At 50.0% G+C, this 19,615-nt stretch carries 16 protein-coding genes and 1 riboswitch; of the genes, 14 read left to right on the top strand and 2 right to left on the bottom strand.

Features of this window, described 5'->3' with window-relative positions:
• Positions 1-10 precede the first annotated feature (10 nt).
• Positions 11-382 carry a Na-translocating system protein MpsC family protein gene (locus SB752_RS20925; RefSeq protein WP_410717528.1) on the bottom strand — a complete coding sequence of 124 codons (372 nt, stop codon included), beginning with the start codon at positions 380-382 and terminating at the stop codon, positions 11-13.
• A gap of 336 nt (positions 383-718) precedes the next feature.
• Positions 719-865: riboswitch (cyclic di-AMP (ydaO/yuaA leader) on the top strand.
• A gap of 538 nt (positions 866-1,403) precedes the next feature.
• On the opposite strand from SB752_RS20925, the gene kdpF reads away from it, so the two are divergent.
• Genes kdpF through SB752_RS20890 form a run of 7 tightly spaced genes read left to right on the top strand, consistent with a single transcriptional unit; the run spans position 1,404 to position 9,905 of the window.
• The gene (gene kdpF, locus SB752_RS20920) at positions 1,404-1,481 is read left to right on the top strand and encodes a K(+)-transporting ATPase subunit F (protein WP_084766153.1); all 78 of its coding nucleotides are present in this window, start codon (positions 1,404-1,406) and stop codon (positions 1,479-1,481) included.
• Between the two features lie 45 nt (positions 1,482-1,526).
• Positions 1,527-3,200 carry a potassium-transporting ATPase subunit KdpA gene (kdpA, locus tag SB752_RS20915; RefSeq protein ID WP_410717487.1) on the top strand — a complete coding sequence of 558 codons (1,674 nt, stop codon included), beginning with the start codon at positions 1,527-1,529 and terminating at the stop codon, positions 3,198-3,200.
• Between the two features lie 44 nt (positions 3,201-3,244).
• The gene (gene kdpB, locus SB752_RS20910) at positions 3,245-5,284 is read left to right on the top strand and encodes a potassium-transporting ATPase subunit KdpB (RefSeq protein WP_410717486.1); all 2,040 of its coding nucleotides are present in this window, start codon (positions 3,245-3,247) and stop codon (positions 5,282-5,284) included.
• 35 nt (positions 5,285-5,319) lie between these two features.
• A complete protein-coding gene (gene kdpC, locus SB752_RS20905) occupies positions 5,320-5,880 on the top strand; it encodes a potassium-transporting ATPase subunit KdpC (RefSeq protein WP_410717485.1) in 561 nt (186 codons plus the stop codon).
• A 25-nt stretch (positions 5,881-5,905) separates the two neighbouring features.
• On the top strand, positions 5,906-8,233 hold the full coding sequence (locus SB752_RS20900; RefSeq protein ID WP_410717484.1) for a histidine kinase: 2,328 nt from the start codon (positions 5,906-5,908) through the stop codon (positions 8,231-8,233).
• A gap of 12 nt (positions 8,234-8,245) precedes the next feature.
• The gene (locus SB752_RS20895) at positions 8,246-8,998 is read left to right on the top strand and encodes a hypothetical protein (RefSeq protein ID WP_410717483.1); all 753 of its coding nucleotides are present in this window, start codon (positions 8,246-8,248) and stop codon (positions 8,996-8,998) included.
• Positions 8,976-9,905 carry an arginase family protein gene (locus SB752_RS20890; protein ID WP_410717527.1) on the top strand — a complete coding sequence of 310 codons (930 nt, stop codon included), beginning with the start codon at positions 8,976-8,978 and terminating at the stop codon, positions 9,903-9,905. The genes SB752_RS20895 and SB752_RS20890 overlap by 23 nt, the downstream gene beginning before the upstream one ends.
• Positions 9,906-9,975: 70 nt before the next feature.
• Here SB752_RS20890 and SB752_RS20885 read toward each other — a convergent pair whose 3' ends face one another.
• On the bottom strand, positions 9,976-10,782 hold the full coding sequence (locus SB752_RS20885; protein WP_410717482.1) for a DUF2935 domain-containing protein: 807 nt from the start codon (positions 10,780-10,782) through the stop codon (positions 9,976-9,978).
• Between the two features lie 113 nt (positions 10,783-10,895).
• Here SB752_RS20885 and SB752_RS20880 point away from each other — a divergent pair, with 113 nt between their 5' ends.
• The 7 genes from SB752_RS20880 (at position 10,896) to SB752_RS20850 (ending at position 19,492) form a co-directional block, all read left to right on the top strand.
• On the top strand, positions 10,896-11,873 hold the full coding sequence (locus SB752_RS20880) for a sporulation protein (RefSeq protein WP_410717481.1): 978 nt from the start codon (positions 10,896-10,898) through the stop codon (positions 11,871-11,873).
• 254 nt (positions 11,874-12,127) lie between these two features.
• On the top strand, positions 12,128-12,649 hold the full coding sequence (locus SB752_RS20875; RefSeq protein ID WP_410717480.1) for a DUF1036 domain-containing protein: 522 nt from the start codon (positions 12,128-12,130) through the stop codon (positions 12,647-12,649).
• A gap of 210 nt (positions 12,650-12,859) precedes the next feature.
• The gene (locus SB752_RS20870) at positions 12,860-13,708 is read left to right on the top strand and encodes a DUF6612 family protein (RefSeq protein ID WP_410717479.1); all 849 of its coding nucleotides are present in this window, start codon (positions 12,860-12,862) and stop codon (positions 13,706-13,708) included.
• A gap of 294 nt (positions 13,709-14,002) precedes the next feature.
• Positions 14,003-14,746 carry a manganese efflux pump gene (locus SB752_RS20865; RefSeq protein WP_410717478.1) on the top strand — a complete coding sequence of 248 codons (744 nt, stop codon included), beginning with the start codon at positions 14,003-14,005 and terminating at the stop codon, positions 14,744-14,746.
• Positions 14,747-14,854: 108 nt separating this feature from the next.
• Positions 14,855-17,659: a calcium-translocating P-type ATPase, SERCA-type gene (locus SB752_RS20860; protein ID WP_410717477.1), complete on the top strand. Its 2,805-nt coding sequence runs from the start codon at positions 14,855-14,857 to the stop codon at positions 17,657-17,659.
• 47 nt (positions 17,660-17,706) lie between these two features.
• Positions 17,707-18,408 carry a sporulation protein YunB gene (gene yunB / locus SB752_RS20855; RefSeq protein ID WP_410717476.1) on the top strand — a complete coding sequence of 234 codons (702 nt, stop codon included), beginning with the start codon at positions 17,707-17,709 and terminating at the stop codon, positions 18,406-18,408.
• Positions 18,409-18,493: 85 nt separating this feature from the next.
• Positions 18,494-19,492, top strand: a complete 999-nt coding sequence (locus SB752_RS20850; RefSeq protein WP_410717475.1) for a copper amine oxidase N-terminal domain-containing protein — start codon at positions 18,494-18,496, stop codon at positions 19,490-19,492.
• Positions 19,493-19,615: the final 123 nt, after the last annotated feature.

The following is a 19,615-nucleotide window of genomic DNA, read 5'->3' as shown; positions in this document are numbered from 1 at the left end:
GTTGGTTTTCTTACACACCAAGTAGTTTTTCCAAATCCTTGTCCAGCACAAAAACCTCGATTCGCTCTCCCATTTTTGTGCTGATGTCGCTATGGCTGGATAACACCTTGCACCCGGTCAGCTTTTCTACGATTTGTTCGGATTCTTCGCTGTACATTTCACGCAGCAGCTCACGCATTTCCTTTACGATGCGTCGCCCTTTTTCATGACTGGACAGATGCTTTTCCTCGACGGTGAGGACACCCTTGAAACGGGCAATCACCATGTCTCCGACTATGTACGTTTTCGACTCCTGCGGTCCACGTCCGATCAGATCGCGTTGGAACTTAATAAACGCTTCGCTAATTTCTGCTTCAAGCTTTTTTTTGTTAGAGATGGCCAATCCATATTCCTCCCATGCGTCATTTCCTTGTATGATTGGGCGCATCGAAGGCCCTGCCTGCGCCATTAGGCTTGCCGCGTGCTCTGATGGCTATATCTTAACGAGGTACTGGCGAGACTGTCAACAAAGTCGCAGGTAAGTGATTATCAGCTCGGGTCAGGGACCTAGTCTCTTTTTGAAAACAGAAGAGAAACCATGAAATATCGTGAGCGAATGAGGCTTGCTGGCTTTAAATCGCTTACATCAATAAAGAATGAGTAAATCGTGCTAATTAGACAGAAACAGGACATTAACAACCGATTATGCCGGACGTATAATGAGACTCGTAACCAACAATTGCAAATCTGGCCAAATCCCGAGGCACTCGGGAACGGAGGACCCAATCAGTAGGGGTTAATTCCACGATTCATTTGTGGAAGGGATGAGAAACTCTTTCGCCATCCTACCCGTCAGCTAACTTCGTCGGCTAAAGCGAGGGAGGTCTAAAGACCGCCTATTTGAGGAGGCCTTTTTGTTATCCCTAGGGATGGCAAAGGGCGCGACTCCAATCATTTTGCAGGTCTTTTCGTTTTGCCCAAAAACAAAAATAATCGGTACGACGAAAAAGGAAACGGGAGACAAAACGCAAAGAAGGCAATGCCGTTGTCGGCTGGGCGTTAGGTAGACCAATGAGTACTTTTTCTCCGAGAAAACATCGTTTTGCCGCTGGATGTGGGCGAGTGTATTCGCCTGTGCATCTTTGCCGGAGGGCTGTGTCGATCTACGGGGAAGGAGTAAGCATTGGTCTATTTTTATTACCCGAAGGCTTGTTTTTTTCCAAAAAGAAAACGAGCACAGGGTGAGCGAGAGAGACGCCTTAGCGATGGCGGTGGCTTGGTTTAAATAAAGGGTGAATTTTGAAAAAGGGGGAAACGGGGATGGACGTAGTTTCCATACTGCTCTTGGCACTATCATTCGGGGTATTTTACGCACTCATCCAATTTTGTGATGCTGTGGTCAGAGAACAGGGAGGAAAAGGAAAATGATCGTTTTGCTAGTGATCGTGGCCGGACTTTCCTTGTATTTGTGCCATGCTTTGATCTACCCGGAAAAATATTGAGCGCATGTGATGAAAGATTTTGCAGGAATGTTAGGAGGAGCGGTTGTGGACTTTTTACAAATATCGTTGGTTTTGGTGGTGCTGCTCATTCTGGCGATACCGATGGGGCGATACCTGGCTAACGCTTTTTCACTTGATGTGACAAGACTGGATCGGGTATTTGGCGGTCTGGAAAACGGAATTTACAAACTGTCCGGGATTCGCATGACAGATATGACCTGGAAGCAGTACGCCGTAGCGGTTTTGATGAGTAACATCGCCATGGTTGCCATTGCGTATATCCTGCTTCGCTTGCAAGGGGTGCTGCCTGGCAACCCGAGCGGCATTGCTGCGATGGACCCACTGCTATCGTTTAATACAGCGGTCAGCTTTTTAACGAATACAAATCTTCAGCATTATAGCGGCGAGAGTGGATTGTCCTACCTGTCGCAGATGATGGTTATCATTTACCTGATGTTCACGACGCCGGCTACAGGAATTGCGGTAGTCATGGCGTTTATGCGGGGGCTGACGGGGCAACGCAGCATCGGCAACTACTTTGTTGACTTGGTTCGTGCGCATACACGGGTCCTGCTTCCTTTGGCTGTAGTCGTGACGCTTTTGCTCGTAGCGCAGGGCGTTCCGCAAACATTAGAGCCGACAGCAACCGCGACCACGATTAGCGGTGCCGAGCAGCAAATTGCGCGCGGGCCGGTTGCTTCTCTCGTTTCGATCAAGCATTTGGGAACAAACGGCGGGGGCTTCTTCGGAGTGAACTCGTCACACCCTTATGAAAATCCAACTCCGTGGACCAATGTGCTGGAGATGCTCTCGATGTTTCTGATCCCGGCGTCGCTTCCGATTGCTTTTGGGCATATGGCAAAAAGCCGCAAGCAAGGATGGATCATTTTTGGGGCGATGGGAGCGATGTTTCTCGTCTTTTTGGCTACGGCTTATGTCAGTGAGAGTCACGGCAACCCTGCGTTGGAGCAGGCGGGCTTGTCGCAGGCGATGGGCAGTATGGAAGGCAAGGAAGTACGCTTTGGCATTGCGCAAAGTGCTCTGTTTACAGCGATCACGACAGCAGCAACGACCGGAACCGTCAATAACATGCACGATACACTGACACCGCTGGGCGGCTTGGTGCCGCTCGGGGAAATGATGCTCAACTGCGTATTTGGCGGAGACGGGGTAGGAACGGTCAACATCCTGATGTACGCGATTTTGGCGGTTTTCATTGCTGGCTTGATGGTAGGACGCACACCCGAATTTTTGGGACGCAAAATTGAGGGCAAAGAGATGAAGCTGATTGCGATTGCGATTCTTGCCCATCCACTGATCATACTGGCGCCTACTGCGATTGCACTGGCAACTGAGATGGGGACAGCTGGCATCAGCAATCCTGGATTTCATGGAATATCTCAGGTGCTGTATGAATTCACCTCGTCGGCAGCCAACAACGGCTCCGGTTTTGAAGGGCTGGGCGACAACACGCCATTCTGGAATATTTCTACGGGACTAGTCATGCTGTTTGGGCGGTATGTCTCCATCATCGCCATGCTGGCAGTGGCAGGCTCTATGCTTGTCAAAAAGCCGGTGCCGGAAACGATGGGAACGCTGCGAACCGATAACAATGTGTTCCTGGTGCTGCTGATCGCAACCGTTGTGATTGTGGGTGCCCTGACCTTTTTGCCTGTACTTGCACTAGGTCCGATCGCTGAGTGGTTGACCTTGCGATAGATACGGCTTTTCCCATGAAACTAGAGGCAAAGGAGATAGTTCTGATGAGTAGAACGCGCACGGTCGCGCTTCCCAAAGATATATACCGTCAGGCGTTAGTGGAGGCTTTCAAAAAGCTGGACCCGCGTGTGATGATGAAAAATCCGGTCATGTTCGTAGTAGAGGTCGGGTTTGTGATTACCTTATTGCTGACGTTTTTCCCCGGTCTGTTTGGGGGAGCATCAGCTCCAATCTACAACGGTGTCGTCAGTCTCATCCTGTTTGTGACGATTTTGTTCGCCAACTTCGCTGAGGCATTGGCGGAGGGACGCGGCAAAGCACAGGCAGCGAGCTTGAAGAAAACGAAGCAGGATACAAAAGCGCGCAGAATCGCAAAGGATAGTTCCATCCAGATAGTCAGCTCGACAGAACTCAGAAAAGGGGATGTAGTCGTAGTTGATATGGGAGAGTTGATCCCAAGCGATGGTGAAATTATAGAGGGTGTCGCTTCCGTTGACGAGTCAGCGATTACGGGTGAGTCGGCGCCAGTCATCAAGGAAGCGGGAGGAGACTTCAGCTCCGTCACAGGAGGTACGCGTGTCGTCAGTGACAGTATCCGTGTACGTGTGACGACAGATCCCGGTGAATCCTTCCTCGATCAAATGATATCGCTTGTTGAGGGAGCCAAACGCCAAAAGACGCCGAATGAAATTGCGCTCAATACGCTGCTCGTTAGTCTAACCCTCATTTTTGTGATTGTCTGCACGACTCTGTCGCCAATTGCTGCCTATGTTCATGCAGCAATACCTGTCGCCACACTGGTTGCCCTCTTGGTGTGCCTGATTCCGACGACGATTGGCGGCTTGCTTTCCTCGATCGGAATTGCAGGGATGGACCGGGTCACACAGTTCAACGTGATTGCGATGTCCGGGAAAGCAGTGGAAGCTTCGGGAGATATCAATACGATTATTCTCGATAAGACAGGGACGATTACATTCGGAAACCGGATGGCTGCTGAGTTTGTGACTGTCGGATTGACGACACAGGAAGCGTTGAACAAAATGGCTGCCAAAAGCTCGATTTACGATGAAACGCCAGAAGGACGCTCGATTATTGAGCTTGCGAAAAAGCTTGGTGTGGATGCCAAAGAGTTTGAGCTGCCCGGTTCTGAGGGCGTGGAATTTAAGGCGGAGACAAGGATGAGCGGTACGGATTTAGCTGATGGAACCGTTATCCGCAAGGGCGCTGTTGACGCAATCAAGCAATACATTGCTTCGCAAGGTGGGAGCGTTCCGACTGATCTGGAGGAAAAAGCTGCGAAAATTGCTACTGCTGGAGGAACGCCTTTGGCCGTAGCGGCAGGAGCCAATATTTTCGGGCTGATCTATTTAAAAGACACGGTTAAGCCTGGCATGCGTGAGCGATTTGAAGAGCTGCGCCGCATGGGAATTCGGACGGTCATGTGTACGGGGGATAACCCGCTGACGGCTGCGACGATTGCTCGTGAGGCAGGGGTCGATGATTTTGTCGCGGAGGCGAAGCCGGAAGACAAAATTGCGTTGATTCGCAACGAGCAGGCAGAAGGCAAGCTGGTTGCCATGACTGGGGATGGAACGAATGACGCCCCAGCTCTGGCACAGGCTGACGTCGGTTTGGCGATGAATAGCGGCACGATAGCTGCGAAGGAAGCTGCGAATATGGTCGACCTCGATTCCGATCCGACCAAAATTATTGAAGTAGTGGCGATCGGCAAGCAGCTGTTGATGACGCGTGGAGCCTTGACGACCTTTAGTATCGCAAACGATGTGGCAAAGTACTTTGCGATTATTCCGGCGATGTTCATGCTCGCCATTCCACAAATGAGTGCCTTGAACATCATGGGACTGGCAACACCGCAAAGTGCGATTTTGTCTGCGCTGATCTTTAATGCGATTATCATTCCGATCCTGATTCCGTTGGCGATGAAAGGCGTGAAGTATTCGCCGATGAGTGCGACGAAGCTGCTCAGCCGCAACCTCGTCATCTACGGATTGGGTGGTATCGTGGTTCCTTTTGTAGCGATCAAGCTGATCGACCTGATGCTGGTCGGATTGAATCTGGTGTAACCAACTCTGTTTAAAGAAAGCAAAGGTGAAAGCATATGCTGCTTACAAATCTGCGTCTCAGTCTCGTCTTGCTGTTAATCTGTGGTCTCGCCTACCCGCTTGCCATGACGGGAATTGCTCAAATCACGATGCCTGCAAAAGCGAGTGGCAGCTTGATCACAGACGCCAGCGGAAAGGTAGTGGGCTCCGGGCTGATCGGGCAAACCTTTTCTGATCCAAAATACTTCTGGGGCCGTGTGTCCTCGATTGATAACAATGGGGCAGGGTCAGGCTCCAACAACTATTCACCATCCAACCCAGCGCTGATCGAGCGTACACAAGCGGATATAGCCAGCTTTTTAAAAGCAAATCCTGCTGTGAAAAAGGAAGACATTCCTGCGGATTTATTGACCAACTCGGGCTCTGGGCTGGACCCGCATATATCTCCGCAGGCTGCTCTCATTCAGATAGAGCGGATTGCCAGTAAGCGAAATCTCGACCCAGCCAAGCTGCGTAATCTGATAGCGGAGCAGACAGAGGGAAGAAGCATGGGCGTATTCGGGGAATCACGGGTAAACGTGCTCAAGCTGAATCTGGCTCTGGATCAGTTGAGATAATACAGCAAAAAAGGAGGGCTGCAAGATGGTAGAACAGTTTCGAAAGAAGTCCCCAGACCAAATCTTGCAGTCTATCTCCAAAATGCACCGGGGCCGACTGAAAATTATTTTGGGGGCGGTGAGTGGTTCCGGCAAGACGTACCACCTGTTGATGGAAGGGCAAAGCCTGAAGAAAAAAGGAATCGACGTCGTACTTGTGCGTACAGGCGAAGCTACACATTCAAAGCTCGAACAAAAGAGAGAAGGGCTGGAGCAACTCCCGTCTATTGAATGGAACAGGCTCGGGCAAACGAGGCATGACCTGGATGTCGACGCATTGATTGATCGCGATCCGGAGGTAGTACTGGTGGATGGGCTGGCGCATCGCAATCGACCGGATGCACCGCGAGCCACCCGTTTTGAGGATGTCCAATTGCTGCTGCAACACAATATCAGTGTGATCACGACCGTAAATATATATGAGCTTTCCGGCATGAAGGAGCTGGCGGAACGATTGACCAAGATCGAGGTACAAATCGAGCAATGCGTTCCCGAGGATACATTAGCGCAGGCGGATGAGGTTAAGCTTTTGGACGTAACCCCGGAGGCGATCCTTAAACGATTGCAAGAGAACCAGGGCAATCTGTCACGTACGAAGCACCCTTTGTTTCGCAGAGACAATCTGCACATGCTGCGTGAGCTCGCTCTGCGTTTTGTAGCCAACGGAGTGAACGATGATCTGGAGGACTACCGGGATAGACATGGTATGGTGGGCGCGTCTGGTGCAACCGAACGGATTTTGGTATCGGCTCAGTATCATTGGAACGGATCGATTCTAGTCAGACGCGGACAGCAGGTAGCCAAAAGGCTCGGCGGAGAGCTGCTGGTTGTCTGCTTCTGTCTCGCCGGAAAAAGGCAGACGAAGGAGGAAGCCACTTTTCGTAGGGCAATCCTGAAGCTCGTTGATAAAGTGGGGGGCGTATTCGAAGAACAGTCGCTGCATCGTCCGCAAGCAGTTGCGAGTGAGCTGGTTGCCTATGCGATGGACAAAAAGGTAACGAGAATCGTCATGGGACAGTCTAAGCGAACACGCTGGGAGGAGATATGGTACGGCTCCATCGTCCACAGAATTTTGCGTCAAACGAAAAACATCGACATCTTCATCGTGGCAGACCGATCTGAGCGAGATGGGGAGCGAGTGTTGCCTACAAAACGCAGAGCTGCACCAATCAATCCTTTTCGGCGCCTGAGTGAGGCTGAAATGGAGGAGGAAATCGGTAAGATCAAGCGTGGCAGCTTGAAGGTGTACGTCGGGGCAGCGCCAGGGGTTGGCAAAACGTATACGATGCTGCGCGAGGGAAACGAGCTTGCGCAAAATGGCATTAACGTCGTTATCGGTCTGTTAGAAACACATGGACGAAAAGAAACGACAGAACAGGTTGGCGGGCTTCCTCTGATTCCACGCAAGCGAATTCCGTATAAAAACGTCACGCTGGAGGAAATGGATACGGAAGAAATCATTCGGCGCAATCCTGACGTGGTGCTGGTTGATGAGCTGGCGCATACCAATGTGCCGGGCAGTCAGCTGGAGAAACGGTATCAGGATGTAGAGAGGATTTTATCCACAGGTATTTCGGTCATTTCCAGTATGAATATTCAGCACCTCGAAAGCCTGAACGACAGTGTGGAGCAAATTACGGGTATTCGTGTGCGTGAAACCGTTCCCGACCACATTTTGCATCAGGCAAATGAGGTTGAGCTGATCGACATCTCGCCAAAAGCATTACGGCAGCGAATGCGCGAGGGAAACATTTATGCCATGGAAAAGGTAGAACAGTCACTCGCCAACTTTTTTAAGACGGGAAATCTCATTGCCCTGCGGGAATTGGCGCTGCGCGAGGTGGCGGATGACGTCGATGAACGATTGGAAGCGTGGGAGAGGCGAACGCTGCGGGGACCGTGGCGACAGCGGGAAGTGATTTTTGTCTGTGTCAATTTGCGAGCGGACAGTGAACGGTTGATTCGGCGCGGATTTCGGATTGCCTACCGGTTAAAAGCATCCTGGCACGTCGCCTATGTCCAGGATCATCAGCCGCTGACCGACGAGGAGAGAATACAGCTGGAAAAGCTGAAGAAATTGACGGAGCGGCTGGGGGGATGCTTTGAACAATATGAAGCAGCATCCAAGCGAAAGGTGTTCACCAAGCTGGTATTGCACATGAACGAGAAGCGTGCGACACAAGTAGTGATCGGACAATCAGCGAGGACGAGATGGCAGGAAATACGCGACGGCTCTGTCATACAAAGGCTACTGCGAGAAGTGAGGCATATGGATGTACTGGTCGTCGCCGATCATGTGCCAAATACGAATTGAGGGGGGCTTGGCATGGGCGCAGCAAATAAAGGGCAATGGGAGCAAAGCTTGGCAGAAGCCTATAGCCGCTTGGAGTGCCTGACAAAAGAGAGCGTCAGCTGTGGTGTGCAGGCTGAGTCGTGTATGGAGGCGCTTTTATTTTCTGAGCTGACCCGCGTCTATCTGGAAGAGGAAGAGGTTCGTGTGCGGCAAAAGCTGAAGCGAAAATCATCACAACGAATTTCTCGGGTTATACATGAGCGAGTAGGAGAGTTTTTGGCTGAGCGATTAGCAAGACTGTCTTTTCAGGTGAAGGATGGCCTGCTTTTTGTCAAAAGGGGCGAGCAGCTCGTCGGTGTAATCAAATGCATTCCCGATCTGGGCAGTTATGATACACCTTCGTGGAATGCAACCATCGCCCGTTTTGCCAAGCAGTATCAAAAACGCTACAAGCTGATGCCCGAGCAATTGTTGTTTGTAGTCTGCTCCCTCGCAAAAAGTCTGGATGCCGCTCATGCCAAGGCTTTGACGGGAGTGGACGTATGGAGCGGGACCACGTTGACTAGCCTCGCCTATCGGGATGCGCTGCAAGCCTATGTGGGCAAATGTGTGGAAGCTATGGATGCCATCCCGAAGCCGTGGGAGCAGCTCTATTTTTTAAGTGCTGATGTTCATCCCAATGCTCTCGCAACACAGCTGATCCAAGGGGAGACGGTGAGCATGCCAGATCGCTGGCTGCGACCTTCCGTATGCGAGATCATCCATTTTTTGGAACGGAAGCTGTGATATACTAGCTATATTCACAAAACCGAAGTTACAGGAGGGACTGGCTATTCCAGTTAAAGTTGTTGGTATTCCTCACTATGTGGGAGCATTGGTTTCGGGAACAGAGCTTGCTCCAGATGCCCTGCGCAAGGCAGGACTCATCACGCAGCTACAGAAGTACGGTTTGGATGTAGAGGACATAGGCAATCTGCGTCTTCCTGATTATTTACCACGGCACAATATGCCGCCAGTTCGCAATTGGCCTGCTCCGCGCATGCTATGGGATTTGCTGCAAAAGGAAGCGTATGAGTGGTTTGATTCTAAAGATTTTGTCGTGATGCTTGGCGGGGATTGCAGTACCATTGTCGGTACGGCCCTCGCTCACAAGGAGCGGTATGGAGAAAAGGCATATCTTGTCGTGATAGACGGTCACTTTGATGCAGTCGTTCCAGTTGCTTCCCGTTCGATTGGGGCAGCAGGGATGGGACTCTGGTTTTTGCTGGAGGACGCGGGCACTTGGATTATGCCGAGCGGCTGGACCTCGGATCGGATAAGAGTGATCGGCTGTCAACGGATGCCGGAAGTGACGTATGGTGTGGATATATTGACCTTGGATGAGCTGTCCGGCGATCATCTGGTTGAACGCATTACTGCTGTCATGAGATCTATCCCGGCAGATGCCAAAATATTGGTACACTTAGATGTCGATGTAATGCATAAACAGGCCATGGCAGCAGCTTATTCTCCGAGCGAAACGGGCTTGTCTTTGCAGGAAGCACAATCTGTACTCGATACTGTTTTGTGTGATTCGCGTGTGGTCGGTATGGAAGTGACAGAGTTCTCCGCGCTTCGGGATACGGACGGGGAACAGGCGGAAAGACTTGTGCAACTGATCTCTTCTACTGTTGCGAATCGAATTCGTACATAAAGGTAGCTTGCTTTTGGAATACATCACAAAACGGAGTGACACCTATTTTGGGGTCACTCCTAAGCTGTGTTTATTCATTACGCGGCTTGGTCGGATAACAATCAGGGGCTTTTACGTCAGAGACCTCAGATAGTTTCATTAAGTAATAGCACTCTTCCCTGGACATATGATCAGCCATTAATGGAGTGAGAACCCCCAGCAACTCATCGTTCATCCGCATTTCTTCCAATTCATGTAGGAACACCTGAAACAGCTTTATTTCCATTTCCGCTTGATGATTAAAACGGTTTAAAGCAGGGAAATTTTGCAGGTTTGTTCGTAGATACCCGGCTAACTCTATTGCTTTTAGATAAAAATGCTCGAATTGATTGGTAAAACGTTTGCTTTTTTCTTGAGTGTCGAATTCGACCATATCTAACAAGGAAGTGATGGTAGCAGCATGACCAGCAGCATCGGAGAGCCATAGCAGATGAATGTCAACAGGATTAGTGGCAGGTGGCAGGTTTCCTGATAGGTAAGCGTTCAATATTCGTTGATATTCTTCTAGCTCGTTTACCATGTGGTTTATAAAGGTAGGCGAAAGGCTGAGAGAAATTTTTCCGATTAGCTGTCTTTCTAGAAGATATAGTTTAAAATCGCGCAAGCTTTGTGTCTGAATGCTTGCCTGTTGGTTTAAAGTCATGATTTCTTCGTCAGACAAATTACTCCGAGCAAATTCCAGTAGGTTGTCAAAAGACTGGATAAAGTAATGGGCTCGTTCAATCTCGCTTTGCTCATTAGGCGCTAACGATTGAAAAATAAAACGGGAGTGATCGCCAAGAATTTGCAGCCAAAACCGATTCTCAAACAATACACTTTCGCGGATAGCTTCATTCATTTGAGTCCCTCCTTATTACCGTTCTTAGCCTATGTCGAGGTGCCCAGAAGTGTGTATTACTTCTCTTTTTGTTATAATATATAAGTGATTGGTTATATGAGGAGGAGAGGCCTGTGTTCAAAAAGTTAATGGCTAAGTTTGGAGTAGGGGCAGCCAAGGTTGATTTGAAGCTTGATCGCCCGGGATACCGATTGGGTGAAACGATGACGGGTGTTGTTCGAATAGAGGGTGGAAATGTAGAGCAGCGCATTTCAGATTTAAGTGCCCTGCTGCTGATGCGCGTGACGCTCAGAGGACAGGAAGTGACCAGGCAGGTACAGGCTTTCCCGATCAGCCGCAATTTCACTGTACAGCCGAAGCCATTCGCGCAGGAGATTCCTTTTTCATTCGTCATGCCAGAGGGCTTGCCGATCTCGACTCCAGCCGTTCAATATGCGCTTCACACCAAGCTGGATGTTGAAATGGCGCTTGATCCGACCGATTTTGATCGAGTAGAGGTATTACCGTCAGAGCCTGTTGAACGCGTCTTGAAGGCGCTCGATTGCTTGAATCTGCGCCAAAAATCTGACTCGGGCAAATTGACGCAATACGGTCAGGAATTCTCCTTTTTCCCAGGCGTGGATTTGGGTATTCCACTTAAGGAACTGGAGGTTATCTTCTTCACAGCTCCAGAAGAGCTTCGTTTACTCGTAGGTCTGGATCTGGCTTCCGGGCTGCTGCGTCGTGACAAAGAGTACAAGGCAGAAATCGTTGTTCCGCAAGACTTGCTCGCAGATGGTAAAGAGGAGGAGCTATCCCGCTATCTGATCGAGACGATTACCGGCTATGCCAACGATCCACAATCGATCCCGTACGTGTCGCTTGCCTCTTATCAGCAGGGACAATACGGTCAGCAGGGACAATACGGTCAGCAGGGACATCGCGGTGGTGGTATGGGCGGTATGCTTGGGGGTATGGCAGCAGGTGTCCTCGGTGGAATGCTGCTCAGCGACCTGATGTCAGGCGACGAGGAAATGGCATCGGAGGACACCGGAGATGGAGAAGGCGAAGACATGGATTACGACTTCGGAGGTTTTGACGAGGAGCTGTAAGAAAAAGTAATCCATTGGGTATAAATTAAAGCCATCGCTTGCTGGAATTTCGGCAGGCGGTGGCTTTTCAAATTTGTTAGCTCGTTGAGAATAATAGACACAGTAGGCATGAGGCTGACTGGCAGGAGCATTTGAAAAAATGGGAGGTTATAGATGCACTAAATTTGCATGCTAGTCTACGTTAGTCCATTTCCAGACACTTCCTCCTTCATATCATAAAGCGTAAGACAAACATCCGAGAATGGAGTGAGGAGATGGGTCTTTTTTTTCGCAACAATACGAACAGAACCGTATATGTTGCCTACGGTTACCTGAATTTCAACTGTGGACCTGTCACCTATGCGAACCGCGGCTGGTACCGTATTGATCCAGGCCAAACAAGACTGGTGAGAAGAGGGGGCGTCGGGGGACGTACCTACTATTTTTACGCCGAGGATGCTTTTGGTCGCAGATGGTCAGGTGATTACTTTACTGACGTGCCGCAGCAAGCGTTTCACTGGTGCTGGAACACAGGGTGTACGACATGTAGAAATGTAGGGTTTCGGAGGTTCTATGTAAGGGCGCTTAGAGATAACTACACGATCACCCTCTCAGCGGGTACGAGCCGAAGCAAATCGAGGACCAAATCAAAATCGGATACTGGTCGCGTGGAGCTGCCAACCAGAGGACAAACAGATCAGCTTGTGCGAAAAGTCCCTAAAGCACCATCACAGAAACAAAGAGCTTTGTTAGAACAACGCAAGCGACTGCGAAGTAGATTGAAAAGAAAAAGATAACTGCGTCTTTTGACGGCAAAAGGGAGTAGCCATTAGGGTACTCCTTTTTGTGTGCCGCCTGAGGCTGGAAGTCCCAATTGCGATGAAAAAAAGGCATTATTTGTATGCAAAAGGGAAAATGTGCCTATTTAATAGGGACTAAATCCTCTTTGGTCCCTATTTAGACTTGGATATCCTTGTTAATAGTTCAATATATAGGGGGATAATGGAGTGAAGAAGTGGTCAGTTTTATTCTTGGCAGTTGCGACTGCGATCAGCGTGACAGCATGTGGTTCAGCAGAGAAGCCGAACAACAATGCTCAAACAAACGAGGCTAAACAAGCAGCTGCAGTGGTACCTACTGTAGAAGAGATGATTGAAAAAACAGCAAAAGCAAGCGCTGAATTAAAAAGCTTCTCCATGGATTCGAAAGTGAACCAAAACATGGTGATGTCACAAGGCGATCAAAAGCAAGAGCAAAAAGTGGATATGACTATGAAATCAGACTTTGTAAAAGAGCCATTGCAAATGTACCAAGAGATTCAAATGAAAATGCCGCAGGGAGAGCAAACTGTTAAGCAATACATCACAAATGAGGGTATCTACACCCAGACGAATGGTACCTGGATGAAGCTGCCTAACGAGATGAAGGATCAAATTATGGCGAGCATGAAGGCTTCCATGGAGCCAGAGAAACAGATGGAGCAGTTCAAAAAAATCGTCAGCGATACAAAAATTGCTGAAGATGGCAGCGATTACGTCATATCAGCAGAACTGTCTGGCGACAATGTGAAGGAGCTTGCGAAGGAACTGATGAGCCAAGCAGGCGCAGGTGCTGGGGAGCAAGCTACAGCTATGCTGGACTCGATGAACATCAAAAGTCTCAAAATCCAGAACGCTGTAAACAAAGAAACGTATTTGCCTACACGCTCGGTCGTTAACATGACTATGGAGATGGAGCAAGAAGGTCAAAAAATTTCTCTCGAGATGGAAACGACAAGCACGTTCTCCAAACATAACGTAGTCGGCGAAATCAAAGTTCCAGAAGAAGCTTTGAACGCAGCCCCAGTTCAACAATAAGTGGTTTAAAGATTCGTGAAAACGCTAAGGCTCTGTCAGACAGAGCTTTGGCGTTTTTCATTTTGAAGTCCACTCTCCGTTTTGTCACCTCCTTTACGCTTTTTTAAGCACATATCCCGGGTATTTGGCGTATACCTAATAGGCAATACAGAAACTTTTGTCGCGAATTTCTAAGGGAAAGAGCGACAGCGTTTTTGTTGAAGGTTTGTTATGTGTTTCAGAAGGTTTAAGTGGCATGCTAGCAACAATTGAGTGCTTAAGCTTTCTTACACGTAGAGAAAGAGGTGACCACATGTGAGCGGATGGCTCTCACTCCTGCTCGTTTCCCTGGCCATCAGCATGGACAGTGTCAGCGTAGGATTAACGTATGGTTTGCGCAACATGAGAATGCCGCTGTTGTCTCTTATTGTCGTGTCGGGTTGTTCGTTTGTGGTCGTGTATGGGGTCATGCTGGTGGGCTCGTCGCTCACGTACTGGCTGACGCCCGAGATTGGAAAACACATCGGTGCTGCCGTGTTAATTATCATGGGATTGTTTACGCTGTGGAGACTTGTTTCGCCACGGGCGAAAGCCCAAGAAGAACACGACTTGGCAGGGGAAGTGGGTCGAAGCTCATCCTGTGAAACAGCAGGAGATATGCTTGCTGTGTCCAGACAGGATTCCCAAAGCGTTGCCGTAGAAAAGCAGGAGGAAGCAGAACGCACTGTCTTGTCTCAATTTCGCATTTTTGGAGTAATGATTCAGATCTTGCGCGACCCGGCCAAAGCCGACGCGGACCGTTCCGGGCATATTATGGGCTGGGAGGCCGTCATGCTTGGTCTCGCCTTGTCACTCGATGCCTTTGGAGCGGGCATCAGTCTTACCTTTCTCGGCTATACACCGCTTCTCGTCGCCATTTGCATAGCGGTTATGGGAGCTCTGCTTTTGGCGCTGGGTCTCGCACTCGGACGCCGTGCGGGGAAAATGAAGTGGCTGACACGCTTGACCTGGCTGCCGCCGATTTTGCTAATTTTTATTGGGCTTGTCAAAAGCCTTTAATATGATCTTTACATGAACTCGTCCCAGAGTAGGGGGACGGGTTGTTTTATTTTCTGGCTCGTCTGCATACACATGAAAAGGAGTGAGAAGTGGATGGAGGAGATGTAGGTGGATACACAGCCAATTCGAAAATGGTACACGCTGGCAGCGGCCGACGTGACCGATGCCCTTCATAGCGATGCGGCGCAGGGATTGACTCAGCAGGAGGCAGAGCGGCGACTGGCTAAACACGGTGCCAACCAGTTGGCTGAGACCAAGCGAAAGCCTCTCTACGCGGTCTTCGTTGACCAGTTCAAGGATTTCATGGTTCTCATCTTGTTCATCGCCACGTTGATTTCTTACTTCCTCGGAGAATACCTCGATGCGATTACGATTATCGCGATCATCATCATTAACGGCATTCTCGGATTTATTCAGGAGGCAAAGGCAGAGCGATCGCTGCAAGCTTTAAAAGAGCTTGCTTCGCCGATGGCCCGTGTCATGCGAGATGGACACCTCGCGATGATCCCGGCTTCCCGTCTAGTACCTGGTGATCTCGTGCTTTTAGAGTCAGGGGACCGGGTACCGGCCGATATGCGTCTCATCTCCGCAAACCGGCTGGAGATTGAAGAGTCTGCGCTCACGGGAGAGTCGGTACCTGTCGGCAAAATGATAAAAACAATCGAGCATGCGATTGATGTGCAGGTGCCGCTGGGAGACCAAAAGAACCTCGGCTTTATGGGAACGATGGTGACGGGCGGAACAGGCAGCGGAATTGTCGTAGCTACCGGAATGGGCACGGAGATCGGGAAGATTGCGCATCTGATGAACACAGCAGAGGAAGTGGAGACGCCACTGCAGATGCGCCTGGAGCAAATGGGCAAAATTCTCGTAGTCGTCGCAGTATTGCTGACGATCGTGGTTATTGGTGCAGGGGTATGGCACGGTCATGACCTGTTTACCATGTTCCTCGCTGGAGTGAGCCTGGCGGTAGCGGCAATTCCTGAAGGTTTGCCAGCCATCGTGACTGTAGCGTTGGCACTCGGCGTACAGCGTATGATCCGGCGCAATGCGATTGTGCGCAAGCTGCCGTCTGTGGAGACTTTAGGGTGCGCCTCTGTTATTTGCTCTGACAAAACAGGTACACTCACGCAGAACAAGATGACCGTTACGCACGTTTGGCATAGCAATACGATGTACGAGGTGAGCGGCAGCGGTTACGAACCAGAAGGCTCTTTTCAATACCAGGGCAAGACGGTATCGGTAGGTCGGGATGGAGCGCTCAGCCAAATTCTGCGGATCGCAGAGCGCTGCAACAACGCCCGCCTGACCTGCGAGGAATCGAGCACCCGAAATATTTTAGGCGTAGGGAAGACGAGTCGCTTTTGGCAGGTCATCGGTGATCCGACAGAAGGTGCGCTCAAGGTCTTGGCGGCAAAAGGACAACAAGGCAGTCAAGATCGCAAAAAGGATGGCCCACAGTCAACACGCGTAGAAGAGCTCCCCTTTGACTCAGAGCGCAAGATGATGTCTGTTGTGGAAAAGGGAACAGATGGAGTTTACTCGCTGTTAACCAAGGGGGCAGCGGAAGCGGTGCTGGCGAGGTCTACCCACATTCTCTGGAAAGGGGAGCTGCAGCCGCTGTCGGCTACGCTTCGCCATCAGGTGCTGGAGCAGACAGAGAGAATGGCTGGTAAGGCACTGCGCGTGCTGGCTTTTGCCTATAAAACGCTGCAAGGCTATCGACCAGGGCAACCGATCAATTCCGTAGAAAGCAATCTCGTATTTGTCGGTTTGGCCGGCATGATTGACCCACCGCGTGAAGAAGTTCGCTCCGCCATCAGCCTGTGCCATCAAGCAGGCATCAAGACCGTGATGATTACCGGTGATCACAAGGTGACAGCAGAAGCCATCGCCCGCCAGATCGGTCTTATGCGTGGCTACGGCGAAGTGCTCGAAGGTCGCGAGCTGGACAGCATGTCCGATGCCCAGCTGGCAGAATACGCTGAGCGGGTAACCGTTTACGCGCGTGTCTCCCCAGAACACAAGCTGCGCATTGTCCGTGCCCTGCAAAGCAAGGGGCATGTGGTAGCGATGACCGGGGATGGCGTCAACGATGCACCAGCTATCAAGACCTCCGATATCGGGATTGCCATGGGAATCACAGGTACGGATGTGACCAAGGAAGCGGCTGATCTTGTGCTTCGTGATGACAACTTTGCCACGATTGTTGCAGCGGTGGAGGAAGGCCGCAACATTTACGACAACATCCGAAAATTTATCCGCTACCTGCTTGCTTCCAACGTTGGTGAAATTCTCGTCATGTTTTTCGCGATGATTCTCGGTATGCCTCTGCCTTTGGTCCCGATTCAGATTTTGTGGGTCAATCTGGTCACGGACGGGTTGCCGGCAATGGCTTTGGGTGTGGATCAGGCGGAGAAGGACACGATGTACCAGCATCCGCGCAACAAGTCCGAAAATATTTTCAGTCGCGGATTAGGGTGGAAAATTATTAGTCGCGGATTTTTGATCGGAGCCATGACACTGCTTGCCTTCTGGTTAACCTTGCGCGAGAATCCGAATGACCTCGTGCATGCACAGACTGTAGCTTTTGTCACATTGGTGATGGCACAGCTTATTCACGTATTTGATTGCCGCAGCCAATACAGCGTTTTTCATCGAAATGTATTTGAAAACAAGTACCTCGTCTGGGCGGTCATTTCTTCGCTCGTACTGGTGCTTGGTGTCGTCTATATTGACGCACTGCAACCGATCTTTAAGACAACCGATCTGAATTTCCGGGATTGGGCATTGATTTTGGTTACATCCGGTATCCCTACGTTTGTGGCTGGAATTGGCGGAGTGCTAACTAGCGGTCGCCAACGCGCAAGCAAGCAAAAACGCTCGTCTATGCGTACGGTTCGTCCTGACTAAATCACTCACGAAAAGCCGTAACGTAAGCGGGGGAAAGGGAGTCACACGTGCGCTTTAACAGAGGGGGTAGGCGAAGGCGAGGCAGAAAGATTATAGTGATTACGCTATTCGTGATCATTGGGCTGTTCATTCTGTTTATTGTTGCGGAAAAACGGGTCGAGCCAACTCTTATGCTAATTGCCCAGTCCAAGGCCGATCAGGTGGCGAAGCTTGCGATTACGGATGCAGTGACGAAACGACTGACCCAGCAAGGGGTAGACTTCAACGAGATCGTCATCATGGAAAAAGACGGGGAAGGCAGCATCAAGGCGGTCAATTTCAATTTCAAGGAGTACTCCCGCATCGTCGGTGAAACGACCGCGCGGATTCAAAATCGTCTGAAGGAATTCGAGCAGGAAAATGTCAAAACGACGATACCGCTTGGCTTGGCGACCAAAAACGTTTTCCTGGAGCACCTTGGGCCAGATATTCCGGTATCGTTTGTCCCCATCGGGGCTGTCAAGACGCGGCTGGAGACTCGTCTTAAGCAGGCGGGAATCAACATGGTGCTGGTGACGGTTTTCATTTATGTTGAGGTTGATCTGCGGGTTATCATTCCGTTTGCTACCAAGCAGCAGACTGTTACAACGGAAATTCCGATTACCGAGGCGTTGATCGTTGGCAAGGTTCCCAATTATTTATACAATAATCCGACAGGGAAGCCGGACGTTCCGATGCCGCGAAATGCAACGATGCAAACACAGCCATAAAATTTTTTTGAAACGTTTTTTGGAATGCTGTCGTCCAAGGAGTAGACAAACTAAAACACACATAAATATTGGAGGCTGGAACAGCATGAAAAAAATACGTACAGGTATGATGACTTTGGCGGCGCTCGCCGTTTTGGGAACCAACGTAGTATCGGCGACCTCCGAACCAGTAAAAGAACTCTCCGTAAATATTAATGGAGTTGCTATCACACAAGCAGCGATTTACGATAAGCAGCAACAAACTGTTCTGGTTCCACTTCGCCCAGTAGCAGAATCACTCGGATTCAAGGTAGCCTGGAATGAGCAGGTAAAAGCAGCAGAGGTACAAAAAGGTGCGATTTCCAGTTATGCAAAGGCAGGAGAGGATCGCTACCCGTTCGCTAAAATGTACAAAACTTTGGGAGCTGAACCGCGTCTGTTAAACGGCAGCACCTATGTACCAGTCGCTTTTGTTGACGAAATCCTGCAAGCAGAAGTAAATGTATCCGATAGTGCGGTGACAGTCGTGGACGAAGAAGCTGAAAAAGCGCCAGTGCGTACAGGTACTATTACAAACATCAATAAAACCGAGAATGGCAAAATGTCGATCCTGATCGATGGTTACCAGACTGGAATCATTTTGCACCTGGACGAGAAGACCAAAATTACAGATGCCGCAGGTAAAGAGCTGAAGCCAGAAGACTTGAAGCTGGGCATGGAGATCGAAGCAACACACCAAAAATACATGGCGATGAGCATGCCGCCGCAAACTGGCGCGATCACTATCGCAGTAAAAGATAGCCTGGAGTCGCAAGATGTAGTAGGCACAGCCGGCAAAGTAGTTAGCATTGAGAAAGACCAAGAAGGCACCTACAAAATGCTGGTAGAAGGTCGTGGTCTGACAGCGACATCCCCTGAAAAGGTAGCGCTGATCATTAACAAGGATACCGTGATCGTGAGTGCAAGAGACAACAAGGTGATGAAGCCGGAAGAGCTGAAAGCAGACATGCAAGTATATGCTTTTTATGGCCCCAAACTGACTCGCAGCTTGCCGCCAATCGGTGTTGCTGAGAAAATCGTAGTAGAGGTTGTAGAACAACAATAATGAGAACGGGACGGCGCAGGCTGTCCCGTTTTTTTGTGCTACACAGAGGTTTTCTTCATAATCGGCTGAAACCTCTTAGGTTAAGGGAATTCCCTGATACACTTTCGTGCGCGTAAACTCTAC

Origin of the sequence: Brevibacillus sp. SIMBA_040, from assembly GCF_046535075.1 — a bacterium.
Lineage (GTDB): Bacteria > Bacillota > Bacilli > Brevibacillales > Brevibacillaceae > Brevibacillus.
Note: the sequence above shows the minus strand (reverse complement) of the source record. Positions and strands in the feature narration are given on the sequence as shown.

What these genes read in the sequence shown, in the direction of transcription:
- kdpF (WP_084766153.1), top strand. Translation starts at nt 1,404, where the DNA reads ATGATCGTTTTGCTAGTGATCGTGGCCGGACTTTCCTTGTATTTGTGC.
- kdpB (WP_410717486.1), top strand. Translation starts at nt 3,245, where the DNA reads ATGAGTAGAACGCGCACGGTCGCGCTTCCCAAAGATATATACCGTCAG.
- kdpC (WP_410717485.1), top strand. Translation starts at nt 5,320, where the DNA reads ATGCTGCTTACAAATCTGCGTCTCAGTCTCGTCTTGCTGTTAATCTGT.
- SB752_RS20900 (WP_410717484.1), top strand. Translation starts at nt 5,906, where the DNA reads ATGGTAGAACAGTTTCGAAAGAAGTCCCCAGACCAAATCTTGCAGTCT.
- SB752_RS20895 (WP_410717483.1), top strand. Translation starts at nt 8,246, where the DNA reads ATGGGCGCAGCAAATAAAGGGCAATGGGAGCAAAGCTTGGCAGAAGCC.
- SB752_RS20885 (WP_410717482.1), bottom strand. Translation starts at nt 10,782, where the DNA reads ATGAATGAAGCTATCCGCGAAAGTGTATTGTTTGAGAATCGGTTTTGG.
- SB752_RS20875 (WP_410717480.1), top strand. Translation starts at nt 12,128, where the DNA reads ATGGGTCTTTTTTTTCGCAACAATACGAACAGAACCGTATATGTTGCC.
- SB752_RS20850 (WP_410717475.1), top strand. Translation starts at nt 18,494, where the DNA reads ATGAAAAAAATACGTACAGGTATGATGACTTTGGCGGCGCTCGCCGTT.